Genomic DNA, 25,422 nt, shown 5'->3' on the forward strand with positions numbered 1-25,422 from the left:
ATCTTAATTATCCCTATAAATAGATTAACTAACCACAATATTTAATAGTTTACCAGCAACATAAATAACTTTACGGATAGTCACTCCTTCTAAGTATTTTCTTACCATCGATTCCTGTTTAGCTAATGCGACGACAGTATCTTGATTGGCATCTGCTGCAACGGTTAATTTTGTTCTGACTTTGCCATTAATTTGGACAACGATTAGTTTTTCATCTTCAACCATTGCCGATTCATCAGCAATAGGCCAGCTTGCATTATCAATATCATCTTGATGACCTAATGCTTTCCACATGCTAAAACACGCGTGTGGAATAATCGGATAAAGTAAACGAACAAGACTTTGTAATGCCTCATCCATTAAAGCACGATCTTGCTCTGAATCTTGAGGTGCTTTCTGTAGACGATTCATAAATTCCATTACTGCAGCGATTGCGGTATTAAATGTTTGGCGGCGACCAATATCATCGGTAACTTTAGCAATCGTTTTATGCAATTCTCGACGTAATATTTTTTGCTGATTATCTAATTGGTTAAGATCAAGCTGAGTTATTTTTCCTTTCTGTGTATGTTCATACACTAGACGCCATAAACGTTTAATAAAGCGATTCGCGCCCTCAACGCCTGACTCTTGCCATTCTAATGTCATTTCGGCTGGAGAAGCGAACATCATAAACAGTCTTACTGTATCAGCGCCGTATTTCTCTACCATCTCTTGCGGATCAATACCGTTGTTTTTGGACTTAGACATTTTACTCATGCCAGCATAAACAAGTTCTCTACCTGTTTTATCAAATGCTTTGATTATTCGACCTTTATCATCTCTTTCTACTGAGACATCGGTTGGGGAGACCCAAATACGACCGCCTGTTTCATTAGTATAATAAAAGGCATCAGCCAGCACCATACCTTGACATAATAAGCGTTTAGCTGGCTCGTCAGAATCAACTAATCCTGCGTCGCGTAATAATTTATGATAAAAACGGAAATAGAGTAAATGCATAATCGCATGTTCTATACCGCCAACATATTGATCAACGGGTAGCCAATAATTTGCTGCGTTTTGATCTAACATGCCCGATTCATAGTGAGGACAGGTATAACGTGCATAATACCAAGATGACTCCATAAATGTGTCAAACGTATCCGTCTCACGCGTTGCAGGCACACCGTCAATAGTAGTGATTGCCCATTCTGGATCAGCTTTAATTGGGCTAGTGATACCATCCATTTCAACATTTTCTGGAAGAATAACGGGTAGTTGATCTTCTGGGGTTGGCATAACTGTACCATCAGCAAGTGTAACCATTGGAATTGGTGCACCCCAATAACGTTGGCGAGAAACACCCCAATCACGTAAACGATAATTGACCTTACGTTGTCCTATACCTAATGAGATTAATTTATCGGCAATTGCATTAAATGCTTGTTCAAACTCTAATCCATCAAATTCACCAGAATTAAATAGTTTACCCTTTTCGGTATAAGCTTGTTGTGATAAGTCTGCTGCTTTCTGATTGTGATCTAAAATAACCGCTTTAATTGGTAACTGATATTTGGTCGCAAATTCATAATCACGTTGGTCATGGGCCGGTACAGCCATCACCGCACCGGTACCATATTCCATTAAGACGAAATTGGCGATCCAAACTGGAATGCGTTCATTGGTTAAAGGATGGATTGCATAAAAACCAGTAGCGATTCCTTTTTTCTCCATCGTCGCCATATCCGCTTCTGCGGTTTTGGTATTTTTACATTCAGTAACAAATGTGGAAATAGCTGGATTATTTTCGGCAGCGAATAACGCTAAGGGATGCTCAGCTGCCACGGCAACATAACTTACCCCCATAAAAGTATCGGGGCGCGTAGTATATACACGTAATTTATCAGAATAATTTTCAACTGTAAAATCGATTTCTACTCCTTCAGATCGTCCAATCCAATTACGTTGCATGGTTTTTACTTGTTCCGGCCAACCTTCCAATTGATCCAGATCCTTTAATAATTGATCAGCATAGGCCGTGATTTTAATAAACCATTGTGGAATTTCTTTACGTTCGACAGGAGAATCACAGCGCCAACAACATCCATCAATAACTTGTTCATTCGCTAATACGGTTTGATCATTTGGACACCAGTTAACCGCAGACGTTTTTTTATAAACTAAACCTTTTTCATAGAGTTTAGTAAAGAACCACTGTTCCCAGCGATAATAATCAGGTTTACATGTTGTCACTTCACGATCCCAGTCGTAACCAAAACCTAATAATTGTAATTGCTTTTTCATGTAAGCAATGTTTTCGTATGTCCATTTTGCTGGTGCTGTTTTATTTTTTACTGCTGCGCCTTCCGCAGGTAAACCAAATGCGTCCCAGCCAATAGGCTGTAATACATTTTTCCCCAGTAAGCGTTGATAACGAGCGATGACATCAGTAATGGTGTAATTACGTACATGTCCCATATGTAAGCGCCCAGAAGGATAAGGTAACATTGCTAAACAATAATATTTTTCCTTATCTGGATTTTCGGTTACATGAAATGTTTTATTTTTAAGCCAATAAGTTTGTACCTGAGCTTCTATCTCATCAGGGCGATATTGTTCTTGCATAACGACGAGTTATCCTATAATTAAATAGTTTGGGAAAGGTTAAATATAATTTATTAATTGTATGGGTTATTGAATAAAATTGGAATAAATGTTTTTATTATTTCGATTGAATAAAATAAAAAATAAGGACATAACCTAGTAATATAAAAAATGGCACTATAGAATAAAACGATAAAATTTTGAATAATAATGAATCTGATTCAACGCATAAATCAGATTCATTATAGATAATAATTGATTATTTTTTCTTGGACTCAAAAGCTTTAATAGCATCTTCAACATAATACATTCTAGCACCAGGCCATGCCTGATTCATCGGTGTTCGATTATCCAATTTATTCGCGGCACCATAACCTACGCCGAACATTCTGCCTTTGTTGGTATGATAGTAGAAATGTTCTTTTCCTCCGTCTATTTTTACTATTCTTTCCCCTGGTTCAAGATTAGGTTTTCTTTCTGTTGGCGTATATCCATAAATTGTTGGGAATGCTGAAAATAGGGTTTGTCCCCAAGTATATAGTTTGCCACTGTTGCCGATAGCGACAGTTCCTACATAACGGACATAAATCGACTGGATAGGTTCAGGGACAGGAATTTGACGTGGGATTCCGGAGAGGCTTTCATAAATCGTCGTTATGTTTAGACCAATTGAAGCACCTCGTCCTATCCCATAAACTTTACCATTTTCGAGTAAAACTGTCGTATAAGCTTGACCTCCATTAATATATTTAATCTGGTTTCCATTAAAAATATTGTGTGTATTTAGTAATTCTGGTGGATTAACATAATCATGACCTTTACAGAGCTCATCATCAAAGATTTGTGCTCCAGTTTGTTGATCATGACGGGCATAACCGTAAGCGCAATCTTCATTATCTCCCCAGGCATAAATATTACCAGAGTAACCAACGGCATAACCGCTTTCATAACCACCACCAATTAAACGTATTTTTTCAGGAAGAATGACTTTTCTGATTATTTTGCGAAGATCGTCTTGTCCAGAACCATCACCTCGTTGCCCATAATACTGGGAGCCCATAGTATAAACGTCGCCATTTTTAGTTAACATATAACTCATGTACTCTCCGGCACCTATTTGTATCACGTTATCCATGATCTTTTCAGGCGTAGTGATATAGGCAGCATTTGTTGGTGACGCTTGGCCAAAAAGATTATTACCCCATCCCCAAACGGTGTTATCTTCTGCTAGGGCAATAAAATGATAGGCCCCGCCTTTTACGTCAATAATTTTTAAATCATCATTGACAAATTTCATCACTGGCGTTGGCGGGGTTTGGACTCCTACGCCTACTTCTCCATTACCTTGTAATCCATCTCCTCTATATCCCCACAGATAAACGATTCCTTTTGATGAAATCGTTAATCCTGTATCTAATGAAACAGTTGGAGAGATATAGGTAGACCCATCATAAGGTTTAACTTTTGCATAGAGTAATGCATCATTACTTATAATGGTTTCTTCGGCATATGCCGATAAATTTATTAGGTACGAAAATAGCAATAATATTGAGGTAATTAAGATTTTTGCCATATTACACATCCTATTCATAATCGAGAAAATAAAGAAAAACTAGGCTTAAAAAATAAAAATTTTATTTAATTAGTAAATGTTCTCTTAACAATTTATATTTTTCACGCTATTATACCGCATTAATTTGTATTTAAAAGATATGAAAATGTTCAATCTACCAATTTTCTTTTTTTTAACAATACCTATACTTGCTTATTCATGCTATACCGATATAAAATTTCGTAAAATTTACAATGCTAACGTGGTTTTTTTGCTCGGGTTTGTACTAATTAGTGCTTGTTTTTATCGTTGTATGCCTAATTGGCAATATGCTTTAATCATATTTTTTTGCGGTTTGTTTTTGTTTTATATCGGTGGCATTGGTGCCGGTGATATTAAACTTTTGTCTGTTTTATCGTTGACAATTCCTGATGCATATATTGTTGATTTTCTTTTACTGATAGGGCTTTGTGGATTACCATTAATTTTAGTTATTTTAATTAATTATCATTATTGTGGTGGTAAAAATAAGTCTTTGCCTTATGGCGTAGCGATTTGTACTGGTTATGTTGCGCTTCATTTTTTGGTTTAATTGAATGAATGATGAGCACATATTTATATTATATTTTATAAATAAAAAAGAAATATTGTGTTAAATATACTTTTTTGGTATTTTGTCCAGAACGGTAGACATTAATATTTTTAACAAATATTTACTTAAAAATTTGTTATGTAAAAATAGAGTCATTTTAAATGAATAAAAAGTTAACCATATTATATGTAATCATGATATTAGTGGGTATCATTATGCTATTTGTTATTGGTAGCCAATCGCCATCATCAAATGGTGAGAATGCCCCTAGTGGACAAAAAACGGCTCTACCCGAAAAAATTAAGGAGCATATTACCGTCGTAGAGGCTTTACATGATTTATCTGCAGGTTCAATATTAACTGCGGCTGATTATCAGGCTAAAACAATAGAAGTTTATGAAGATAGTGATGATAGGGGAAAATATTCGTTGACGTTTCCTGATATCAATGAATATGGAGTTAGTTTGTCTATAAAAAAGGGATCATATATTCCTATGGAAGCATTGATACCGCCATCAGCATCAAATGAGTATGTAAAAATGTTATTGCAAGAAGGAATGCTCGTTTATCCATTCCAGCTAACCAAGACAGATAAGTATTTAATTGATAATATGAAATCTGGGGATATGATCGATATTTACTTGATTTATGGTGCTGGTGGAGGAAATTATGGACAAAGAACCGTTGAGCTTATTTCGCCAAGTAATAATTTCTTAAAGACTAGAATGAAACCAATTATTATCAATCGCCGTCTATTAAGCATTCAGCCACCTGGTGGCGCTGAAAATTTCGTGAGTGGTGAAGAGATAGAAGGTACAGTTTTATTTATTGAACTTTCACAATCTGAAGTTAAATTGGTTAAAAGTTTAGAAGGTAATGCAAAATTATTTTTGTTTCCAAGTATAGGTGGTGCTGATATCGGTAATGCAAGTGAGATTTTAGTTGACGATGAAGCTGTCTGGCCGGTAACAGATGCCCAAATTTTTAGCACTGATTCTTTTAATCCGCCTCCTACGGCTAGTGGAGATATGGATGCGCCGTATGGTATTAAAGAATTGAGAGGAAATTGATGTGAATATTTATGCTGTAATAAAACGCTCAATAACTACAATAAGTCGGTTTTACAGCCTGCTATTTTATTTAGGAATAACATTATGTTTAACCAGTTATTCTGCATCAGCTGCTGTATTTTATTTAAAACCAGGACAATCTAAAACTATTAAATCAAATGAAGCGATTGGTACTGTATTTGTCTCAGACCCTGAAATTGCTGATTATCGGGTTGTTGGCGATAGCACGGTTGTATTGTATGCAAAAAAACGAGGTTATTCAGAACTCACTATTTATGGATTAAATGAACAAATATTGATGATGCACTCTTTTGAGGTGGATCCAATTGTTCCTGATTTACATTATCGGATAAAAAAAGAATTTCCCGATAGTAATATTCGTGTCAGTAGTATTGTTGGCAGTGGTATTAATGGTGGTAAAACAAGTTATTTGTTATCAGGAACCGCACCCGATGATGTAACTAGGGATCGGATTTACACTCTAGTAGGTAGTGCTGTCGGGGTTGAACCGATCGATGAAACAGTAAAATATGAATATTATGGTGGTTCAGAAGATGTCCGTTTTATGCGCACTCGTAAGTATCACAATATTGTTGACCGCATCCAAATAACTAAAAATAATCAAGTTAATGTTAAATTAACCTTAGTTGAAGTAAGCAAAGAGTTTACTGACAATTTGGGTATTGAATGGCAAAATCTAACTTTAAAGAGTATGGTTAGTGGTGGGGCCGATCTTTCTAGTATTGGTACATTTAATTTGCTTGGGCTAAAACACGGTTTCGATATTAATAATATTGCAACAGTGATAAGAGCCGTTCAGAATGATAAATTAGCTAAAATTTTGGCAGAGCCTAACTTAACAGTATTGTCTGGTGAAACAGCTTCATTTTTGGTTGGTGGTGAAATCCCTATTGTGTCTCGTGGTGCTCAAGATGATAGTCCAAGCATTACTTATAAAGAATATGGTATAAAACTGAATGTCGGTGCTAAGATTTTCAATGATACGATACGTTTAATTATTGATAATGAATTTAGTTCAGTGTCAGGAAAATATTCATTTAGCGATTATGATATACCAACATTAAATACGCGCCGGGTAAAATCAACGATTGAACTCAAAGATGGAGACAGTTTTATTATTAGTGGATTAATCAGTGAACAAGATGTCGAAAGTTTAGTGAAAATTCCTTTTATTGGCGATGTTCCTATCTTAGGTGCTTTAGCGCGAAGTACGTCTACATCGAGAAATAAAACAGAATTGATTGTATTTGCAACGGTAAACTTAGTTAATCCTTCTGATTCTTTTCAAGATGCGTATATTCCAAGTTTTGAAAGAACGGATTTTAGAAACTTATTTTTCAACTATAAGAATAATCATGACAAACAAGGTAGTCGAGAATTTCCTTTTACTAATGAAAGTACAGAATTTCTTGGTCGTGTAGGTTTCTTGGAATAAATATAAGGTTGTTTAATAAATGAAGCTATTTGGTGACACAAATTCAGATTCTGATGATAAAAAGGGTGATCTTGATAAGGAACGTATTGAAGGAAAAATCTCGCGCTATAAAGTTGCGATTGTTTCAACCAATGCGCCTTTAGTTGAGAAAATTCGTTCTATACTTGTACTATACAATATTGTAAGAATACAAGTTTTTGATGTTGATTTTTCTGATTTAAGAGAAAAAGTCAAATTGGATGAATTTGATGTTGTTTTAATTGACATAGGCAGAAATACGGATGTTGAATTTATTAGTGCTTATTTAACCCAATATATTCCTGTTGATTGTATTGCATATGTAGTAGGTAATAATGATTCTATTTCTTTTGCCTATGAGTTAGAAAAGAAAGGTATCAAATATTTATTAAATAATATACAGCTGGATAATTTACCTATGCTATTATGGGAAGGTAAAAATAAGGAAAGCAAACGCCAAGGAAATATTATTACTTTTTTAGGTTGTAAAGGCGGTGTCGGTACTTCTTATCTCGCTTATAATACCGTAAGAGGAATTTATTCATTATCAAAAATTCCAATGTTATTTGTACAAGGTGCCAGTGGCAGTTCAGATATAGATTTTATTGTAGAGGAGCCTGTAGAAAAAGATGGTTCAATTGTTCAATTAAAAAATAATATCAGTGTCCGCATTGAACCAGTGGAAACAGCTTGGAATTATAAAGATGATAGTACATCTAAATTTAATTTAATTGTATTTGATCATAATTTGAATAATAATTTATCAGTGTCACAAATGAATAATGTCTTTTTGTCATCTAACTCTGTTATCTTGGTGATTAATCGTGACCCTTATTCGATAAAAGTAGCTAAGTCTATTATTGAAGAACGGGGAAGAATTATTGCTAGAGATGAAAGCATTGCTGATAAACGTTTTTTCATTTGTTTAAATGACAATCATCCTTTCAATAAGAAAGAGATGTTAAGTGATGAAGATATTGAAGAGTTTCTTGAAAGGAAAATAGATCTTAAGCAAAGATATCACCCATCACCAAAACGATTAAAAGATGGAGATACATCTAAAGATATTAGAACTATTGCGACGTTGCTTATTGGTATTGATGGGCATAGTTCGCGTCATTCGGAACAAGTAGATCATAAAGATAAAAGGAATCTATTAAGTTTTATAAAGTTAAGAAAAGATAAAGATGAATAGATTCTTATATAAATTTTGAGATACCATTCTCAAAGTCATTGTAGATAATAATATTTTTCTACAATTTTTATTAAGAAATAAAACAATGGAGTTTAATTATGAAAAATTTAGTTTCTAAAGTTAAAAACTTTTTTAGAAGAGAAGATGGTGTAACGGCAATTGAATACGCAGTTGTTGTTGCTGGTGTTGCCGTTGTTGTTATTGCTATCTTTGGTGCAGATGACGGTCCAGTAAAAAAAGCTCTGAAGGGCGTATTTGATCAGTTACAAACCAAATTAGACACTCTTTGGGCTAATTAATTAGCATTTTAAAATTAGTTTTATTCTGCTAATAAATAGAACGGGGATAGCATTAAAGCTATGTTTCCGTTCTATTTTTCATCTATTTTATAGAAGAATGGCTATATAAGGTGATAAGATGTTTAAAAAGTTTATTAAAAATCAAAAAGGCATGATTATATCCATCGAATTTGCCATCATTGTTCCTATATTCATATTGCTATTCTTGATGTTTATTGAGTTATCGCGTTTATTATATATTTCCACTGTTTTAGATTCGATAACTATTGATGGCAGTTATTACACTTCTAAAACTAATGATTTAGATAATAAGCAAGATTTGGAAGAAATATTTTATAATAAAGTAACTAGAGAACAGCGGTTATGGTCTTTAGTGGCTTCGGTTGATGATTTGCAAGTCGATGTTGCGTATTGTTCTTTGGTTAATGATGCTATAGATTATCTGAATAAAAATAGTAGTAACTGTTATCGTTCTCCGTTTAGTAATGCCTTAGTCGTTTTTTCTGTAAGTTATAAATACCATCCAATGTTGACTGATAATGCATTAGTGCAAAAATTGAAAACAACGTTATCTAGGCATGTGGTTGTTTTTAAAGAGTATTAATTAATATAAATTAAAAATATTACTGAGAAATAAAATGATGAATTTAAAAAAATCACGTTTTCTGAAAAATGAGAAAGGTGCGTTAAGTATTGAATTTGCGGGTGTTTTTATTGGATTTATTTTAATTATATTTCTTGTCTATGATGTTTACACGACAATTGCATTACAAAATAAATTAGATCGCTCGACTTATTCTGCTTCAACTATTTTTCGTCAGCGTCCACTTTTTTTCTCAGGAGAAAGATATATTGAACAGATTGATCAACAACAAGTCGATCAACTACAAAATTTGCTTAATAGTATGATGGATAATGAGCAAATACAATTAAGGGTTGATTTACTGACAGTTAAAAGTAATCAAAATATGCCTAACAACATAATCTCCGCTCAGAAAACGGTGACCACAGTGTGCAGCTCTTCTGGATGTAATTCGGCTTACTTTTCAAATTTACCTGATTTATCTAGCTACCATAATTTAATTGTATATTCGAAATTAGAACGTTGGATACCACTATATCGTGTATCTGCCTGTATGCCTAATAATGGTAGTTTATATACAAGAATGTCGAATAGCATAAATAATATTAACGAATTGTGCTCTTCAAGCATAGTTATTTCACGTTGTAAAGGTAATTGCTCCTATTAAGGAGGAGGCTTTAGATGAAAAGGTTTCCAATTATAATGCTTTCTTATATTGTATCATTCATTAAAAATGAGAGAGGCGCATTTTTAATCTTTTTCGCGCTAGCTGTGCCTAGTTTATTAGCTTTCGGTTCTATTTCTATCGATTTTGTTCAGGCGATGAATACAAGATCTCGCCTTGCCCAAGCGGCAGATGAAGCGGCCTTAACCATTTCTGCTATAAATAATCAAAATATTGGTGATGGCAAACAGATTAATATGGAAATAGCGAATAACTATTTCAATTATTATGTTCGAAATCAAGGAAAGTTAACGAACATTGATGTGACTTATGATAAAGAAAACAGAACATATTTTGTAACATCAAATTATGATGCTAAAACATTGTTATCAGCTTTAGTTCCTGGTAGGCAAGATCATATAAAAGTGGGAAATGATAGGGCTAGTTCTGGTTTTGTCAGAAAAGATGTTGCATTAAAATCAGCAGATATTACGTTTGTTTTAGATTTTTCTTCATCGACGACATGTAAGATAAATAGCGAATGTAATTTGTGGACATCACTAAGTAGTGCAAGCGACGTACGTATTAATGCTCTAAAAACAGTGATGAATCGAATGATTAATAAATATGTGGATCGCTCTAATGTATTTTTTGCCATTGTGCCTTTTGATCTTGGCGTACCGATCAAACCTGAACAAGCAATTAATATTTCCCATTTATCTAAGAAAAATGAAGCTGGTGGTGAACAGATTGGTTGTTCAGTACCTTATACATTGAAATATCCTTACAATAAAATTGATTTTTCTTTTTGGGCAAATAAATATTTAGATTTCGAATTTAAAGACTCTATTCAATACGAAAAGAAATATTACAATCGTACATTTTATAATATGGATTATTATCGATATTTATATTATGCAAGAGTGGTTGGGCCAGCTATAGGATTACAAACTAATTCATCATTGGTTTCTAGCGGTATATGTAACTTTAATCGTAATGGACAAACACCTAATATCTTATATGGACAATATAGTTATTCATGTGAGTTAGATAAAAATCAGAGTATTTTTCGTAATGTAAATCAAGAAAAAATTAAACAACAATATAATTTCGTGATTGATTTGATGAATCTCATGTACGATGAAGATAATACTCGCTCAGGTGATTTTTCAATAGCTAATGGTGGTTCTGTTGATTTTGAGGCTACATTAAGAAATATTTTTAATAAACAAAATATTATTGAATTTTATCAACCTGTTGCTCCAAATATATTAGGACATCGTCCTTTTACTGGGATGTGTCAATCAGCACAAGCAGGACCACAATCATTGCTTCGTGATACGGATGAGCAAGAGACTGAAGCTGAACCATTATACGAGCGAGCATCAAAGTTAATTAGAAATGCAAAAAATCAAACTTATTTAATTCCATTTGTATCTAATAAAAGAGCCAAGATGGATATGATAAATGCTATTCAGACAATGATGCCTGGCGGTGGTACTGATGAAATGAGCGGTTTATTGCGAGCAGCCCCAATTGCGGCTCAAGGTGGTGGTAATATTCAGAAGAAGATTATTATTCTATCGGATGGAAATAATAATGTGGTAAGGAATTTACCAGCCAGATACGTTGATCAAAATGAGTTAACGCCTTCTCTTACTAAAGTATTTCTAAAATTAGGAGTTTGTCAAATAATTCGTGATGAATTGGATCGAATTGTACGTTTAAACAATGGCGGTGACTTAATTAAACCGAGTGAGATTCATTATGTTTCATTAGATCCAAAAAGAGATACTTATAAAATGTGGTTAGAGTATTGTATGAACAATGATAAAAAGTTTATACATCAAGCTAGCACTATTGATGAATTATTGGATATTGTCCAAGAAATTATAGTTGAATCAGAAACTGGTTACTTTGAACAAAAAAATAAATAAAAAAGGTAGATTTTGAATGGTTAATGAATTAGATAATCAAATTCCTCATGAGTGGACATTAGCCCGCGAAGTGGTTTTTGAAGAACTTGATTTAGATAAGGTTGATGAAATCAAACAAAATAGAAGTGAGCTATATCGGGAAGTCTTTAGTATTTTGCGTGGAGCGGTTACTTCTCGTGGAGTTTATCTTTCTTCTGAGGAGTCAGCGCTTGTCTGTGATATGTTATGTGATGAGATAACAGGTTATGGTCCTTTGCGTGAATTAATGGAAGATAGTTCTGTGAGCGATATATTAGTTAATGGCCCAACAAATATATTTGTCGAACGAGGTGGTCGCCTACAGAAAACCAATAAATTCTTTATTAATAATCTACAGTTAACAGAAATTGCTCGCCGTTTATGTAATAGAATTGGTAAAAATATTGATGATGCTCATCCTTTAGTTGATGCGCGTATGCCAGATGGAAGCCGTTTGAATGTTGTTATTCCACCAGTGGCGATTGATGGTACGTCGATGTCTATTCGTAAATTCGGTAAAGGGAAAATCGGATTAGGCGATTTAGTTAAATTCAAGAGTATGGATGAAGCAATGGCAAATTTTTTAGTCATCGCCTCACGATGCCGAATGAATATTATTGTTTCAGGTGGTACAGGTTCAGGTAAAACAACCTTATTAAATGCCTTATCCTCTTTTGCTGATAAAGATGAACGAATAGTAACGATTGAGGATGCGGCTGAGCTTAGATTGCAACAACCTCATGTTGTGCGTCTCGAAACGCGAGGTGGTGGTGAGGATGGACGTGGACGAGTAACCATTCGTGATTTATTAGTTAACTCTTTACGTATGCGACCTGATAGAATTATTGTAGGGGAGTGTCGTGGTGAAGAAGCGTTTGAAATGTTGCAAGCGATGAATACAGGGCATGATGGTTCAATGTCAACGCTGCATGCGAATACGCCCCGCGATGCTTTAGCTCGTATGGAAAGTATGGTGATGATGGCCCAGTCAGCAATTCCATTAACGGCTATCAGACGTTATATTACTTCGGCAGTAAATATCATTGTTCAAGCAGCAAGACTTCCAGATGGCTCTAGAAAAACGATGTATATCTCAGAAGTTGTTGGGATGGAAGGCGATCAGATCATAGTGCATGATATATTCAGATTCGAAGTTGAGGACGAGCGCGATGAAAATGGAAAAATAAAAGGTCAGTTTATTTGTAATGGTCTTTTAAAGCGATCTAAGGTATATGAAAATGCTAGTTATTATAAGATGACTGATGCATTAACTCAATTATTTAGCGAACATTTAAATTAAAAAAATTATGGCAAATATAATCACAATAATCTTTCCTATTATGCTGATTCTTATTGGTTTTTTGAACCTAATGGTTCAAAGAAGTAAGTATGATAGGTTGAGTATTTTTAATAAAGTAGAACGACAAGTCGTAGATTCTTATATTGTTCAATTAAATAATAAAAAGAAAAAAAATGATTATTCAACGACTATATTTGAACGCATTGCGCTAAAAGTAATTGAAGTTTATGGTGTCGTGTTTGGATTTGTCGATAGTTCTACACGATTAAAAAATATTGGGATTTGTTTAGTCTGTATAGGTGCTGGTATTTATGCTAATATTAAATTCCTACAATTTCCAACGATATTAGTTATAATTGCATCATTTTCTTTAGCCGTTATTGCTATTTATCTCTATTTAATAAAAAAATTAAAAGCTGATTTTGATGGCAATTTTCCTGAAGCATTGAATTTGATTGTTGGGATTGTTTCATCAGGAAGTTCTTTATCACAAGGACTTTATGAAGCAGGCGAAAAAATTAACGGGATTGTCGGCGAAGTTTTCAGAGAAATCTCTCGACGCTTAGATATTGGTGATGATACTGACCGCGTGTTAATGGATTCATATAAAAAGTTACCCTTTAAGGAATACTATTTTTTTACTCTTGTCCTTATTGTTAATATGCAAGGTGGTGGTGAAATAAAAGAAATCATGTATAGATTATCTAAGATGATTAACAGTAGTAAAGTGCTAGAACGAACCCGTGATGGTAAAACTGCAGAGTTAAGGATGACAGTAAAAATTCTTTCTTGTATGCCATTTGGATTTATCGGTATGTTGTATGCTATTTCAGAAGAGAACTTCTATTTTTTAATCAATGACACAACAGGTAGAATTATTTTATATTATGTTATAACCAGTGTATTTATTGGACGATCAATTATTCGTGGTATGATAAGCAAAATCGTATAGTGAGAATATTATGTTAAATTTGATTGCTTATATAATTAGTTTTGCGTTGATCTTTTTAGCTGCTTTTCATTTAAAAGAAATGTATCGAGTCTACAAAAAAAAGCAAAAGGTGAATGCATTATTAAATCCAACAACGGATATGACAAATAGATTAAAACAAAAAGATATAAAGAAAGAAAGTTCGTTTGAAAAAATGGTGACCAAAGATAATAATGTTGCCTATTTTTGGAAGCAGCTAGAAAATAATCATTTATGGAAAGTTGCTGCCGTTATAACGATATTTTTTGTTTTCATTGTCGTTAATAGTATTTTTAATTTAATTGATTTAGATCAGCAAATAATCTTAATAATTTTATTTGTTGCACTGGTTGTTGTTATTTTTGTACCAGGACGAGTTAGAACATCCATTATAAATAAAAAAATTAGAAAATTAGCGAATGATGTGCCTTTATTAGTCGATATGTTGGCTGTTATGATCCAATCTGGAATGACTGTTGAGGGGGGATTAAGGTTTGTTAAAGATAAATTTTCCCCAATCAATCCTGATATGGCTTCTGTTCTTGATCGAGCTTGTCTAAAAATGGACATAAACGGTATTAATAGCGCTTTAACATTGATTTATGAAGAGGTTCCCTGCCGTGAAGTAAAGATGTTATGCTCTACTTTACAACAAAGTGTTAACTACGGGAGTTCTATTTATAATACATTACTCTCCCTATCAGGAGAGATAAGAGAAACCCAAATTTTAGAAACTGAAGAAAAAATAGCCGCAGCTTCAGCTAAAATGACGTTACCTATGATGTTATTTATACTTTTACCGATATTGGTAGTTGTTGTTGGTCCTATTGCAGTAAAATTAATAAGAATGTTTTAAATTGGCACTATTTATTAGATGAAGAATAATATGAAAAAATTAACGTTGATGGTTTTATGTTCAGCTATCATTTTGTCAGGCTGTCAAAATAACTCTTTGAAAGCTCGAAAAGATGAAGAGCAAAAAATTTATATTTTAGAAAATACGCGTAATTATGGTGGACTTGTTGAGATTTATAGAGATCGGTTAAAACAGCAAGATTCTGAAGAAACACGCTTAAAATTAGCTAATCTTTACTATGTAATGGGAAATTATAATTCTTCAATTTTTTATTTAAAACCCATCGTTAACTCATCGAAATTACCTAAAGTTGCGTTGCTTTATGCGAAAAATTTGATGAATAAAGCAAATCCTAATAATGATAAAGAGCCTGCAACGCGTGAATCTAGCCAATTTGAGAGCAGGAAACTAACCGAGAAGCAACAATTATTGCAAGCTCGACGTTATGTTGAAAAAGCCATAACATTGGATAAAAACGATGGTGAAGCTTATAATGTATTAGGTATTATTCAAGTGCGGTTACAACAACTTGATAATGCTGAGTTATCATTTAATAAGGCAAGATCGTTATTTTATGATGACATAAAAGTGCTCAATAATCTGGGCATGATTGCTATTTTGCAAAAAGATTATCGCAAAGCTTATGATTATCTAATACAGTTATATTCTAATGGAAATAGAGAATCAGTATTAATTAATAATCTATTTTTTAGTGTAGTTAAATTGGGCGATTATCATTTAGCTAGAAAATTATGTATTGAGCATAAATTATCGGATATGCCAGATATATTAATTAATGAACTTAAATATGCCGAACCAAAAGATATCGTTAATGTCAATTTTGTTGAGCCATCTGTTGAAAAAATTAAGGCAGATTATTATGATGATTTAATTGAAGGTAATAAAATTAAGAGCGTAAATGAGACGCAAGTTGTTATCCAAAATGATCCTGTATCGCCAGTTATTAATAATGGGGCTAATGATGATTGGAGCAATGCCATTAATTTATCACCTATGCGTCCGCTATCAGCAGGTAATGATAAACAAAATACGTTAAAGTCATTGCAAAATAATAATACCCCAAAGAGTCAACCTTATGGAGTTAAACCTACAGTACCGGCACCTAAAATACAACCACCAGTTAGTATGCCACAAAAAAGTCGTATTATTGATATGCGAGTTGGTGAGCATAGAGATTATAGCCGGTTAGTGATTGAGATGTCATCTAAAGGTCGTTATTCATTACAGAAAGTGAATGATCAATATTATACTATAACTATTCGAGATGCGGCATTGGATAGTCAATTAGTTAAACTTATTACTGAACGTATTAATAAAAGCGGTCGTAATTTCCTATTTGTTAAAGTTAATCATGAAGCAGGCAAAGGCGTAATTATTAATTTAATGACCAAAAATGTCATTAATGTAAAAGAATCTTATTTAGCACCACAGGATAATTACAAACATTGCTTTGTGTTCGATTTCTTTAACCGATAATGAGATGTAGCGTTTACTGGATGGTTGATTTTAATTTAGTATTTTGTTCTGGAGTTAGTCATATAGTCGTTATGGCTAACTCTTAGAGTAAATAGATAAAATTGAAATCATCAAATTAATTTGGATAGCAAATAATGACATGACTTAATATTTAAACTGTTTGTTAGAGATAGATATCTATATTTTTTCATTATGATGTAATAATATGATATACGTAGCGAGTTGATAATGTTATTTAGTTAACTTCTATTTATCCTAACAATCATTGTTGTTTCTTACTTCACCAATCCCCATGATCCGAATCATATTATTACCATTAATTATTTTTTGTTATGTCTAAAATAATAAGATTAACCATTAATAACTAATTTATTATATAATCCTTCATATTTTTTATGTAAACGCTTAATAGCTTAATGTTGTATCCGAGAGTGAATAAAGCTGCGTAATAGTTATATAAATTATTAGATTACAAATTAAGGATTATGTATGACCAATTTTTCTCAATCTATTCCAGAATTGGTTTCTTGGGCGAGGAAAAATGATTTTTCCATCACTTTATCAACCGAGCGTTTGGCTTTTTTATTGGCTATTGCGACCTTAAATGGTGAACGATTCGATGGTGAAATCAGTGAATCGGAATTAGTGGATGCATTCCATCATGTCAGTATGGTTTTTGAACAGAGTCAAGATACACTAGCAGCTAGAGCTAATAATGCAATTAATGATTTAGTTAAACAAAAACTGATTACCCGCTTTGCCAGTGAACTCACTGATGGTCTGTCCATATATCGTCTAACACCGCTTGGTATAGGGATCACCGATTACTATATTCGACAACGTGAGTTCTCGACCCTGCGTCTTTCTTTACAATTATCAATGGTTGCTTATGAACTAAAACGCACTGCTGATGCGGCTATTGAGGGAGGAGATGAGCTACATTGGCATCGGAATGTATTTGCACCCTTAAAATATTCTGTTGCTGAAATTTTTGAAAGCATTGATATGACGCAACGTATCATGGATGAACAGCAGATCGAAGTAAAAGAAAATATTACTCAGCTATTAAGTCAAGATTGGCAGTCTGCAATTACTAATTGTGAAATGCTACTATCGGAAACCTCCATCACCTTACGTGAATTACAAGATACGCTCGATGCTGCTGGTGATAAATTGCAAGCGAGTTTATTGTTAATACAAGATGCAACCATGTACGATGCTGACTTAGTAAAAATCAATAATATCGTCTTAGATTTACAAAATAAATTAGATCGTATAATTAGTTGGGGACAACAAGCGATTGATTTATGGATAGGTTATGATCGCCATGTTCATAAATTTATTCGTACTGCTATCGATTTAGATAAAAATAGAGTTTTTTCTCAGCGTTTACGCCGTTCAATTCAAACTTATTTTAACCATCCTTGGGTTCTAACGTATAGTAATGCGGATCGCCTTTTTGATATGCGAGATGAAGAGTTACTACTTCATGATACTGTTGTTACTGGTGAATTACCGCCAGAATTAGAGTTTGAAGAGATAATCGAAATCCAAGAACATATCATTGCTCATATTGAACAATGTTTACTCGCATTTAAAGCTGAGAACAAACCTCTTGATATTAGCCAAGAACTGTCTATCTATCTTTCTCAATTTCCAAAAGTGCAACATTTTGATGTGTCCCGTTTATTTATTGAACAAGCAATACGTTTAGGTATTTCGAGTGCGGATTTGGCAGGCTTGCCTACGCAGTGGCAACCCATTAATGATTATGGTGCTAAAGTACAAGCACATATTATTAATTTATACTGAACATAAATTTGAAAAGGATGCTAACCGTTACTTGGTCAGCAGCACACTACGCGATTAAAGATGAATACAATGACGAATCAAATTAATACAGATAAATATTTACCGCCAAAAATGGCACAAGCGATTGCTAACCCTATTTTCCCAGCTCTGGATAGTGCATTGCGCAGTGGGCGACATATTACTATTGATGATCTGGATAATCATGCATTTTTAATCGATTTTCATACCGAACTTGAACACTTTTATCAACGTTATAATGTTGAATTAATTCGTGCACCTGAAGGTTTCTTTTATTTGAGACCTCGCTCTACTACCCTAATTCCTCGTTCTGTCTTATCTGAATTAGATATGTTAGTTGGTAAAGTGCTCTGTTATTTATATTTAAGCCCTGAACGTTTAGCTCATGAAGGTATATTTACATTGAATGAGCTTTATGATGAGCTAATGACATTAGCGGATGAAACAAAATTATTAAAATTGGTGAATCAACGTTCCAGCGGCTCTGATTTAGATAAACAAAAACTTCATGAAAAAGTAAAAACCAGCCTTAATCGATTACGTCGTTTGGGGATGATATTTTTTATTGGAAATGACAATAATAAGTTTCGTATTTCAGAATCTATCTTTCGATTTGGCGCTGATGTGCGTAGTAGCGATGATGCACAACAAGCCCAATTAAATTTAATTAGAGATGGTGAAGCAATACAAGTAACCCGTCAAGCACAATCGAATACTGATCAGCAACAAGAACAACATGATGAAAATGTTGATGAGGACAATGAGGAATAATTATGACTGAGTATGGAAAATATCACTCATTAACATTAATTAATTGGAATGGCTTTTTTGCGCGCACCTTTGAACTTAATGAATTAGTCACCACATTATCTGGGGGCAATGGTGCGGGTAAATCAACAACAATGGCCGCATTTGTTACTGCACTTATTCCAGATTTAACGTTGCTACATTTTAGGAATACGACTGAAGCTGGAGCGACAACCGGTTCCCGAGACAAAGGATTACATGGTAAATTACGCCCTGGCGTTTGTTATTCTTTGCTGGAAGTGATTAACACACGTCATCAACGTATTCTTTGTGGTGTGCGTTTACAACAAATCGCCGGTCGTGATAAAAAAGTTGATATTAAGCCTTTTATTATTCAAGGTTTACCGACGCATATTGCACCAACAGAAATGGTGACAGAACGTTTAACAGAACGACAAGCCCGCATTCGTTCTTTAAATGAATTAAAAGATCATATTGAATCATTAGATGGTGTACAGTTTAAACAATTTAATTCTATTACTGATTATCATTCAGTCATGTTTGATTTAGGTGTGCTACCAAAGCGATTACGTTCCTCATCTGATCGAAGTAAATACTATCGTCTGATCGAGGCTTCATTATATGGTGGTATATCAAGCGCTATTACTCGTTCTTTGCGCGATTATTTGTTACCAGAAAACAGCGGCGTGCGTAAAGCTTTTCAGGATATGGAAGCGGCATTGCGTGAAAATCGTATGACGCTTGAGGCGATACGTATAACGCAATCTGATCGTGATTTATTTAAACAACTTATTTCAGAAGCAACCAATTACGTAGCCGCAGACTATATGCGCCATGCTAATGAACGTCGAATCCATATTGACAATGTGTTACAACTTCGCCGAGAAGTCTTTTCGACCAAACAACAATTAACCAATGAACAATATCATCATGTTGAAATGGCGAAAGAGTTACAAGAGAGAACATTAACTCAAACCGACTTAGAAGTGGATTATCAAGCGGCGAATGATCATTTTAATTTAGTACAGGCCGCATTACGCCAGCGGGAAAAGATAGAACGTTATCAAGCTGATATTGATGAATTAACTTATAGACTTGAAGAACAAAATGAGGTAGTTGCCGAATCAGAAGAGTATGCTTTATCGTTGCAACAACAAGTTGATGAGTATGAGCAAGAAGTCGATAATATCAAAACCCAACTAGCGGATTATCAGCAAGCATTAGATATACAACAAACGCGTGCTATTCAGTACCAACAAGCGGTACAAATGTTAGAAAATGCCAAAAAAGTCTGTCAATTACCTGAGTTAACGTTAGACAATGTTGAACAGCAACATAATCTATTGACTAAACATGAAGCTGAGATTACTCAACAAGTATTACAGCTTGAACAAAGACTCAGTGTTGCCGATGCCGCTATAAATCAATTTGAACAAGCTTATCAGTTAGTGGCTAAATTAGCTGGTGATGTTACCCGTAATGCCGCATGGCAAACAGCTAAATCTATTTTAAACCGTTGGCCATTGCACTGCTATCAAGCACAACAGGCGGACGCTTTACAACGTCAATTAGCCGAATTAGAACATCGATGTTATGAACAGCAACAAGCTCAACACAATTTTACTTTATTCTGTAAACGAATCGGACGACAAATTAATGTCGAACAACTCGATGAAGTAAAACATGAATTAGAAATGCAGTTGGAAAACGTAACCCAGTTAACGGAAAATACCAGCGAAGAAAGAATTAATCTCAGACAAGAACTAAACCAAATTCAACAAACCATTGAAGCATTGACTAAACAAGCACCGCTGTGGTTAAAAGCGCAAGATCGACTGATTGGGTTTAGAGAGCAATCAGGTCAACCATTAGCGAGTAGCCAGCAAGTTACCAGTTATATGCAGCAGTTGTTAGAACAGGAACGAATACTAACAACAGAAAAAGATAAGGTATCAAATCAACGTCAATCTCTTGAGAAAAAAATTGAACAGCTTAGCCAACCAAACGGGACCGATGATGAGCGTTTAAGCTCGTTAGCAGAATATTTTAATGGTGTGCTACTTTCGGAAATATATGACGATATTACGATTGATGAAGCTCCTTATTTCTCAGCCGTTTATGGTCCGGCACGCCAAGCAATTGTGGTAAATGATTTAACGGCAATTCGAGAGAAACTAGAGACACTTGATGATTGCCCAGAAGATATTTATTTCATTGAAGGGAACCCCTCTTCCTTTGATGATGGTATGTTCAATTGTGAAGAATTAACTAATGCGGTATTAGTTAAAGCCGGCGATCGTCAATGGCGCTATTCACGTTTTCCTGCCGTTCCACTGTTTGGGCGTGCGGCACGAGAAACACAACTTGAAGTGTTATCATTAGAACGAGATGAGTTAGCCGAAAGTTATGCTAAACTCTCTTTTGATCTACAAAAAGTACAACGTTTACAACACAACTTGGGGCTATTTATTGGTGAATATCTAGCTACTGCTTTTCAGCCCGATCCAGAAGTTCAGATTCAACAACTAAACGCTCGTCGTAATGATATTGAGCGACAATTATTTGAACATCAAGCACAATTACAACAATTACAACAACAATTAACATCGTCAAAAACGCAGTTAAATCAATTAAACCAATTAACGTCTTATCAACATTTATTATCTGATGATGATTTAGCTGAGCGTATTGATGAATTACGTGAACAATTACAAAAATCGCAAGACTCTGTCAGCTACGTAAAAAGTAATCAAACATATATCCATCAACTAGAGCCTTTGGTTGCGGTATTACAAAGTGATCCAGAACAGAATGATGAATTACATCAACAATATCAGCAAATTAAATTAACGCAACAGCAAACTAAAAACCAGCTATTTGCATTATCAGAAGTCACTTCTCGCCGTGCACATTTTAGTTATGCTGATTCAGCCGATATATTAAATGAAAATAATGATTTAAATGAGCAGTTACGTCATCGTTTAGAGATTGTTGAAACCGAACGTAATGCCGTACGTGAAAAATTACGGCATTATCAGACACAAGCTAATCAGAATCAACAACTATTAGCATCATTAAAAAGTGCTTTTGATACTAAACATGATGTTTTAAATGAGCTTAAACATGAAATCCGCGATAGTGGTATTAATATTGACTCGGTCTCTGAAGAACATGCCCGTCTACGTCGCGATGAATTGCAACAAAAGGTAGTAACTAACCGCAGTCAATGCAACCAGCTTGAAAAACAGTTATTATTATGTGAGGCAACGATGGAACAGTGCCAAAAAACTCTTCGTAAAGTTGAACGTGACTATCAAACATTACGAGAACAAGTCGTGCAAGCCAAAGCGGGTTGGTGTATTGTTTTACGGCTAGTCAAAGAAAATAATGTTGAAAGACGATTACATCGCCGAGAATTAGCTTATTTAAGTGCGGACGAACTTCGTTCCATGTCAGATAAAGCACTAGGATCATTACGTTTAGCCGTTGCTGATAATGAACATTTACGTGATATTTTACGGTTATCAGAAAATTCGAAACACCCAGAACGTAAAATCCATTTTTATATTGCAATGTATAAACATTTACGTGAACGAATTCGTCAGGACATTCTTAAAACCGATGATCCTATTGAGGCAATCGAACAAATGGAGATTGAATTATCCCGTTTAACGAATGAACTCACAACGCGCGAACAAAAATTAGCAATTAGCTCGAAAAGCGTAGCCAATATTATTCGTAAAACAATTCAACGAGAGCAAAATCGTATCCGTATGTTAAATCATGGGTTACAATCGGTTGCATTTGGACAAGTGAATGGAGTTCGGTTAAATGTAAATATACGCGAAAGCCATGCAACTTTATTATCCATTTTATCAGAACAACAAGAACAGCATCAGGATCTATTTACTAATCAGCGTATTACTTTCTCAGAAGCATTAGCCAAATTATATCAACGCCTTAATCCACATATTGATATGGGACAACGAACACCACAAACGGTTGGTGAAGCGTTATTGGACTATCGTAATTACCTTGAACTTGATATTGAAGTAAATCGTGGTGCTGATGGATGGTTACGTGCTGAAAGTGGGGCGTTATCAACAGGTGAAGCGATTGGTACCGGTATGTCCATTTTATTAATGGTAATTCAAAGTTGGGAAGAAGAATCTAAGCGTTTACGTAGTAAAGACATTTTACCATGTCGTTTATTATTCTTAGACGAAGCGGCACGCTTAGACAGTAAATCGATATCTACCTTATTTGAATTGTGCGAACGTTTAGATATGCAGCTTATTATTGCTGCACCAGAAAATATCAGCCCTGAAAAAGGAACAACCTATAAGTTAGTGCGTAAAGTATTAAATAACCAAGAACATGTTCATGTTGTTGGTTTAAAAGGTTTTGCTTGATTTATTTTATAACAATTAATAAAAAGGATCTGTGTAAGGTCCTTTTTATTGAGTATTCTGATATTTCTACACTAAATCTTTTTTATATTTATAATAGGGCGTTTTCTCTTTTTTGTTAACCTATTTTAAAGGATAGGATCAACATATGATACCAATAAAAATTTTTTTTATTGGTAGCGATAAATGGTTGGGTTACTAGCGTTAATTAATCGTAGCTTATTGCCGATGAAACTATAATATCTTTTTTTAACCCTCTTCATTTTTAACTGTCATCTTCTATCAAATAAGCATAACCTAATGCCAATAACTTTATTAGTTAGTAAATTTGTTATATCACAACACATTGCTCAACCACCCAATCCATAAACTTTCACTAAATAATAGTCAGAAAAATTTGCATTTGTTATTGCTGTATTAGATTGAAAAAGGAATTAGTATCATTTCTTTATTTCCAAATAGGTGAAAACAAGAAAGGTTCAATCGTGTCGTTATCACACTTAAGAAAAGCGATACGCTTGCCATTTTTTTTCACTAAAATACCTGCATTTGTTGAGTCAGTATTAACTTCATATTGCCATATATCTTTATTAAAAATTAGCGGAGTAATTAATATTTCACCTTTGTTAATGTCCTTATTTAATTCCAACTCTATTTTATTTCTACTACCATATCGGTATAGCAAATCACTTTTATTAAAGAAATTATAACAAATAGATAGCTGTTTATTATTTATTTGACAGCCAAAAGCATCCATTTCAATAGTTTTTTCGTTGTATGTACATAAAGAACGATTTTTGAAAAATAATTTTTGTCTATAATAATTAACTATATCTGGATAGACCAATAGTCTAGATAACCATTTTTTAATTTCATTTTTGGTGATATGTTGTTCAATTTTATCAAGTAAAATAAATAATAAACTTTCATAATAATTCATCGCATATTCACCAAAAATATATTGTTTATTTGCTACTAATATTTTTTTTATCAATTCATTGGTTCTATTGTTTTTATCCTCAATATAAGGATCACCAATAATATTTCCCATTTGTTGCTGAAAAGTCACTTTTCCTAATAAAACTAAAGTATCATCAATAAGAGTTAAATACGTAATGGTCAAAGGCGAATTTCCTGTTGTTGCTTCAATAAAACCAAATACGCCTAATTGAGAATAAAACATTTTTCCACCAAAATAGCCATTACCACTAACTTTATTTGAATAAGTATAAAATTGGTTATTCATTTTAATATTTAATAATTGATAGCCATCAAAACGCATTAATTCATTTGTTGGATATTTACAGTATTCATATTTTAAATCAATGCTACTTCCTGCAAATGTTTCTATTCTTCTTTCTTCATAATCATCCCTAATACATTCAGTGTTATGCGCAAATGCACAATTTATAAATAGCGAAAAGTAAATAATTATTTTTTTCATTTTTATTCTCCATTTTATTTATAATTTCTCATAAATTTAATTCTTACGCTTTTATGTTTTGATTAGTTAGCAGATAAATAACTAATTAATTAAAATATTGGATGGGTCAGTACCAGATTTTTTATTTAGTTGGTTATAGAATAGGTCTTTAGTGCAAAGGTTATTGTGTAAAATCAATAAGACAGAATAATGTTAAGCTATTATATTTTGGGTTATTAAACTCATAAAGATAGCTGAACGAGCTTATCAAAATAAGATTTAAGCGCAATAAAAAGGGTGTCAATGTTAGTCTTTATGATTAACCGTTAATATCTGTTTTATCCTTTAATAAGAATAAATAATTAAGTTAATATTTTTATTTAAATAGAATCAATGACT

18 protein-coding genes are annotated in these 25,422 nt (G+C 33.7%); 15 read left to right on the forward strand and 3 right to left on the reverse strand.

The genetic code is table 11. From position 1 onward, the window contains the following. Positions 1-24: 24 nt before the first annotated feature. Positions 25-2,607: a leucine--tRNA ligase gene (gene leuS, locus O970_RS00870; RefSeq protein WP_024495304.1), complete on the reverse strand. Its 2,583-nt coding sequence runs from the start codon at positions 2,605-2,607 to the stop codon at positions 25-27. Positions 2,608-2,845: 238 nt separating this feature from the next. Continuing rightward, positions 2,846-4,159, reverse strand: coding sequence for an RCC1 domain-containing protein (locus tag O970_RS00875; protein WP_024495305.1), 1,314 nt, complete (start codon positions 4,157-4,159; stop codon positions 2,846-2,848). A gap of 124 nt (positions 4,160-4,283) precedes the next feature. Between O970_RS00875 and O970_RS00880 the strand changes: the two genes are divergently transcribed. From O970_RS00880 to mukB, 15 genes are all read left to right on the forward strand, one after another. Continuing rightward, entirely contained in the window at positions 4,284-4,730 is a 447-nt protein-coding gene (locus O970_RS00880; RefSeq protein WP_130575703.1) for an A24 family peptidase, read from the forward strand. 161 nt (positions 4,731-4,891) lie between these two features. Beyond that, entirely contained in the window at positions 4,892-5,800 is a 909-nt protein-coding gene (locus tag O970_RS00885; RefSeq protein WP_024495307.1) for a CpaB family protein, read from the forward strand. Between the two features lies 1 nt (position 5,801). Beyond that, on the forward strand, positions 5,802-7,256 hold the full coding sequence (locus O970_RS00890; RefSeq protein WP_105291826.1) for a type II and III secretion system protein family protein: 1,455 nt from the start codon (positions 5,802-5,804) through the stop codon (positions 7,254-7,256). 19 nt (positions 7,257-7,275) lie between these two features. After that, a complete protein-coding gene (locus O970_RS00895) occupies positions 7,276-8,469 on the forward strand; it encodes a CpaE/TadZ family protein (RefSeq protein WP_024495309.1) in 1,194 nt (397 codons plus the stop codon). 98 nt (positions 8,470-8,567) lie between these two features. Continuing rightward, positions 8,568-8,768: a Flp family type IVb pilin gene (locus O970_RS00900; protein ID WP_024495310.1), complete on the forward strand. Its 201-nt coding sequence runs from the start codon at positions 8,568-8,570 to the stop codon at positions 8,766-8,768. Positions 8,769-8,886: 118 nt separating this feature from the next. Beyond that, the gene (locus O970_RS00905) at positions 8,887-9,372 is read left to right on the forward strand and encodes a TadE/TadG family type IV pilus assembly protein (protein WP_024495311.1); all 486 of its coding nucleotides are present in this window, start codon (positions 8,887-8,889) and stop codon (positions 9,370-9,372) included. Between the two features lie 37 nt (positions 9,373-9,409). Then, complete coding sequence (tadF, locus tag O970_RS00910; RefSeq protein WP_238610563.1) at positions 9,410-10,018, forward strand: tight adherence pilus pseudopilin TadF; 609 nt, start codon at positions 9,410-9,412, stop codon at positions 10,016-10,018. A gap of 14 nt (positions 10,019-10,032) precedes the next feature. Further along, complete coding sequence (locus tag O970_RS00915; RefSeq protein ID WP_081685221.1) at positions 10,033-11,952, forward strand: TadE/TadG family type IV pilus assembly protein; 1,920 nt, start codon at positions 10,033-10,035, stop codon at positions 11,950-11,952. Between the two features lie 16 nt (positions 11,953-11,968). Continuing rightward, positions 11,969-13,270: a TadA family conjugal transfer-associated ATPase gene (locus O970_RS00920; protein ID WP_024495314.1), complete on the forward strand. Its 1,302-nt coding sequence runs from the start codon at positions 11,969-11,971 to the stop codon at positions 13,268-13,270. A gap of 7 nt (positions 13,271-13,277) precedes the next feature. After that, entirely contained in the window at positions 13,278-14,222 is a 945-nt protein-coding gene (locus O970_RS00925) for a type II secretion system F family protein (RefSeq protein WP_081685222.1), read from the forward strand. Positions 14,223-14,232: 10 nt separating this feature from the next. Then, on the forward strand, positions 14,233-15,096 hold the full coding sequence (locus O970_RS00930; RefSeq protein ID WP_024495316.1) for a type II secretion system F family protein: 864 nt from the start codon (positions 14,233-14,235) through the stop codon (positions 15,094-15,096). Positions 15,097-15,126: 30 nt separating this feature from the next. Next, positions 15,127-16,593 carry a tetratricopeptide repeat protein gene (locus O970_RS00935; protein ID WP_024495317.1) on the forward strand — a complete coding sequence of 489 codons (1,467 nt, stop codon included), beginning with the start codon at positions 15,127-15,129 and terminating at the stop codon, positions 16,591-16,593. 489 nt (positions 16,594-17,082) lie between these two features. Beyond that, the gene (gene mukF, locus O970_RS00940) at positions 17,083-18,405 is read left to right on the forward strand and encodes a chromosome partition protein MukF (RefSeq protein ID WP_024495318.1); all 1,323 of its coding nucleotides are present in this window, start codon (positions 17,083-17,085) and stop codon (positions 18,403-18,405) included. A gap of 69 nt (positions 18,406-18,474) precedes the next feature. Beyond that, positions 18,475-19,194, forward strand: a complete 720-nt coding sequence (gene mukE / locus O970_RS00945; protein ID WP_024495319.1) for a chromosome partition protein MukE — start codon at positions 18,475-18,477, stop codon at positions 19,192-19,194. A gap of 2 nt (positions 19,195-19,196) precedes the next feature. Next, positions 19,197-23,603, forward strand: coding sequence for a chromosome partition protein MukB (gene mukB, locus O970_RS00950; protein ID WP_024495320.1), 4,407 nt, complete (start codon positions 19,197-19,199; stop codon positions 23,601-23,603). Between the two features lie 445 nt (positions 23,604-24,048). Here mukB and O970_RS00955 read toward each other — a convergent pair whose 3' ends face one another. After that, on the reverse strand, positions 24,049-25,044 hold the full coding sequence (locus O970_RS00955; protein ID WP_024495321.1) for a hypothetical protein: 996 nt from the start codon (positions 25,042-25,044) through the stop codon (positions 24,049-24,051). Positions 25,045-25,422 lie beyond the last annotated feature (378 nt).

Source organism: Candidatus Schmidhempelia bombi str. Bimp, from assembly GCF_000471645.3.
Lineage (GTDB): Bacteria > Pseudomonadota > Gammaproteobacteria > Enterobacterales > Orbaceae > Utexia > Utexia bombi.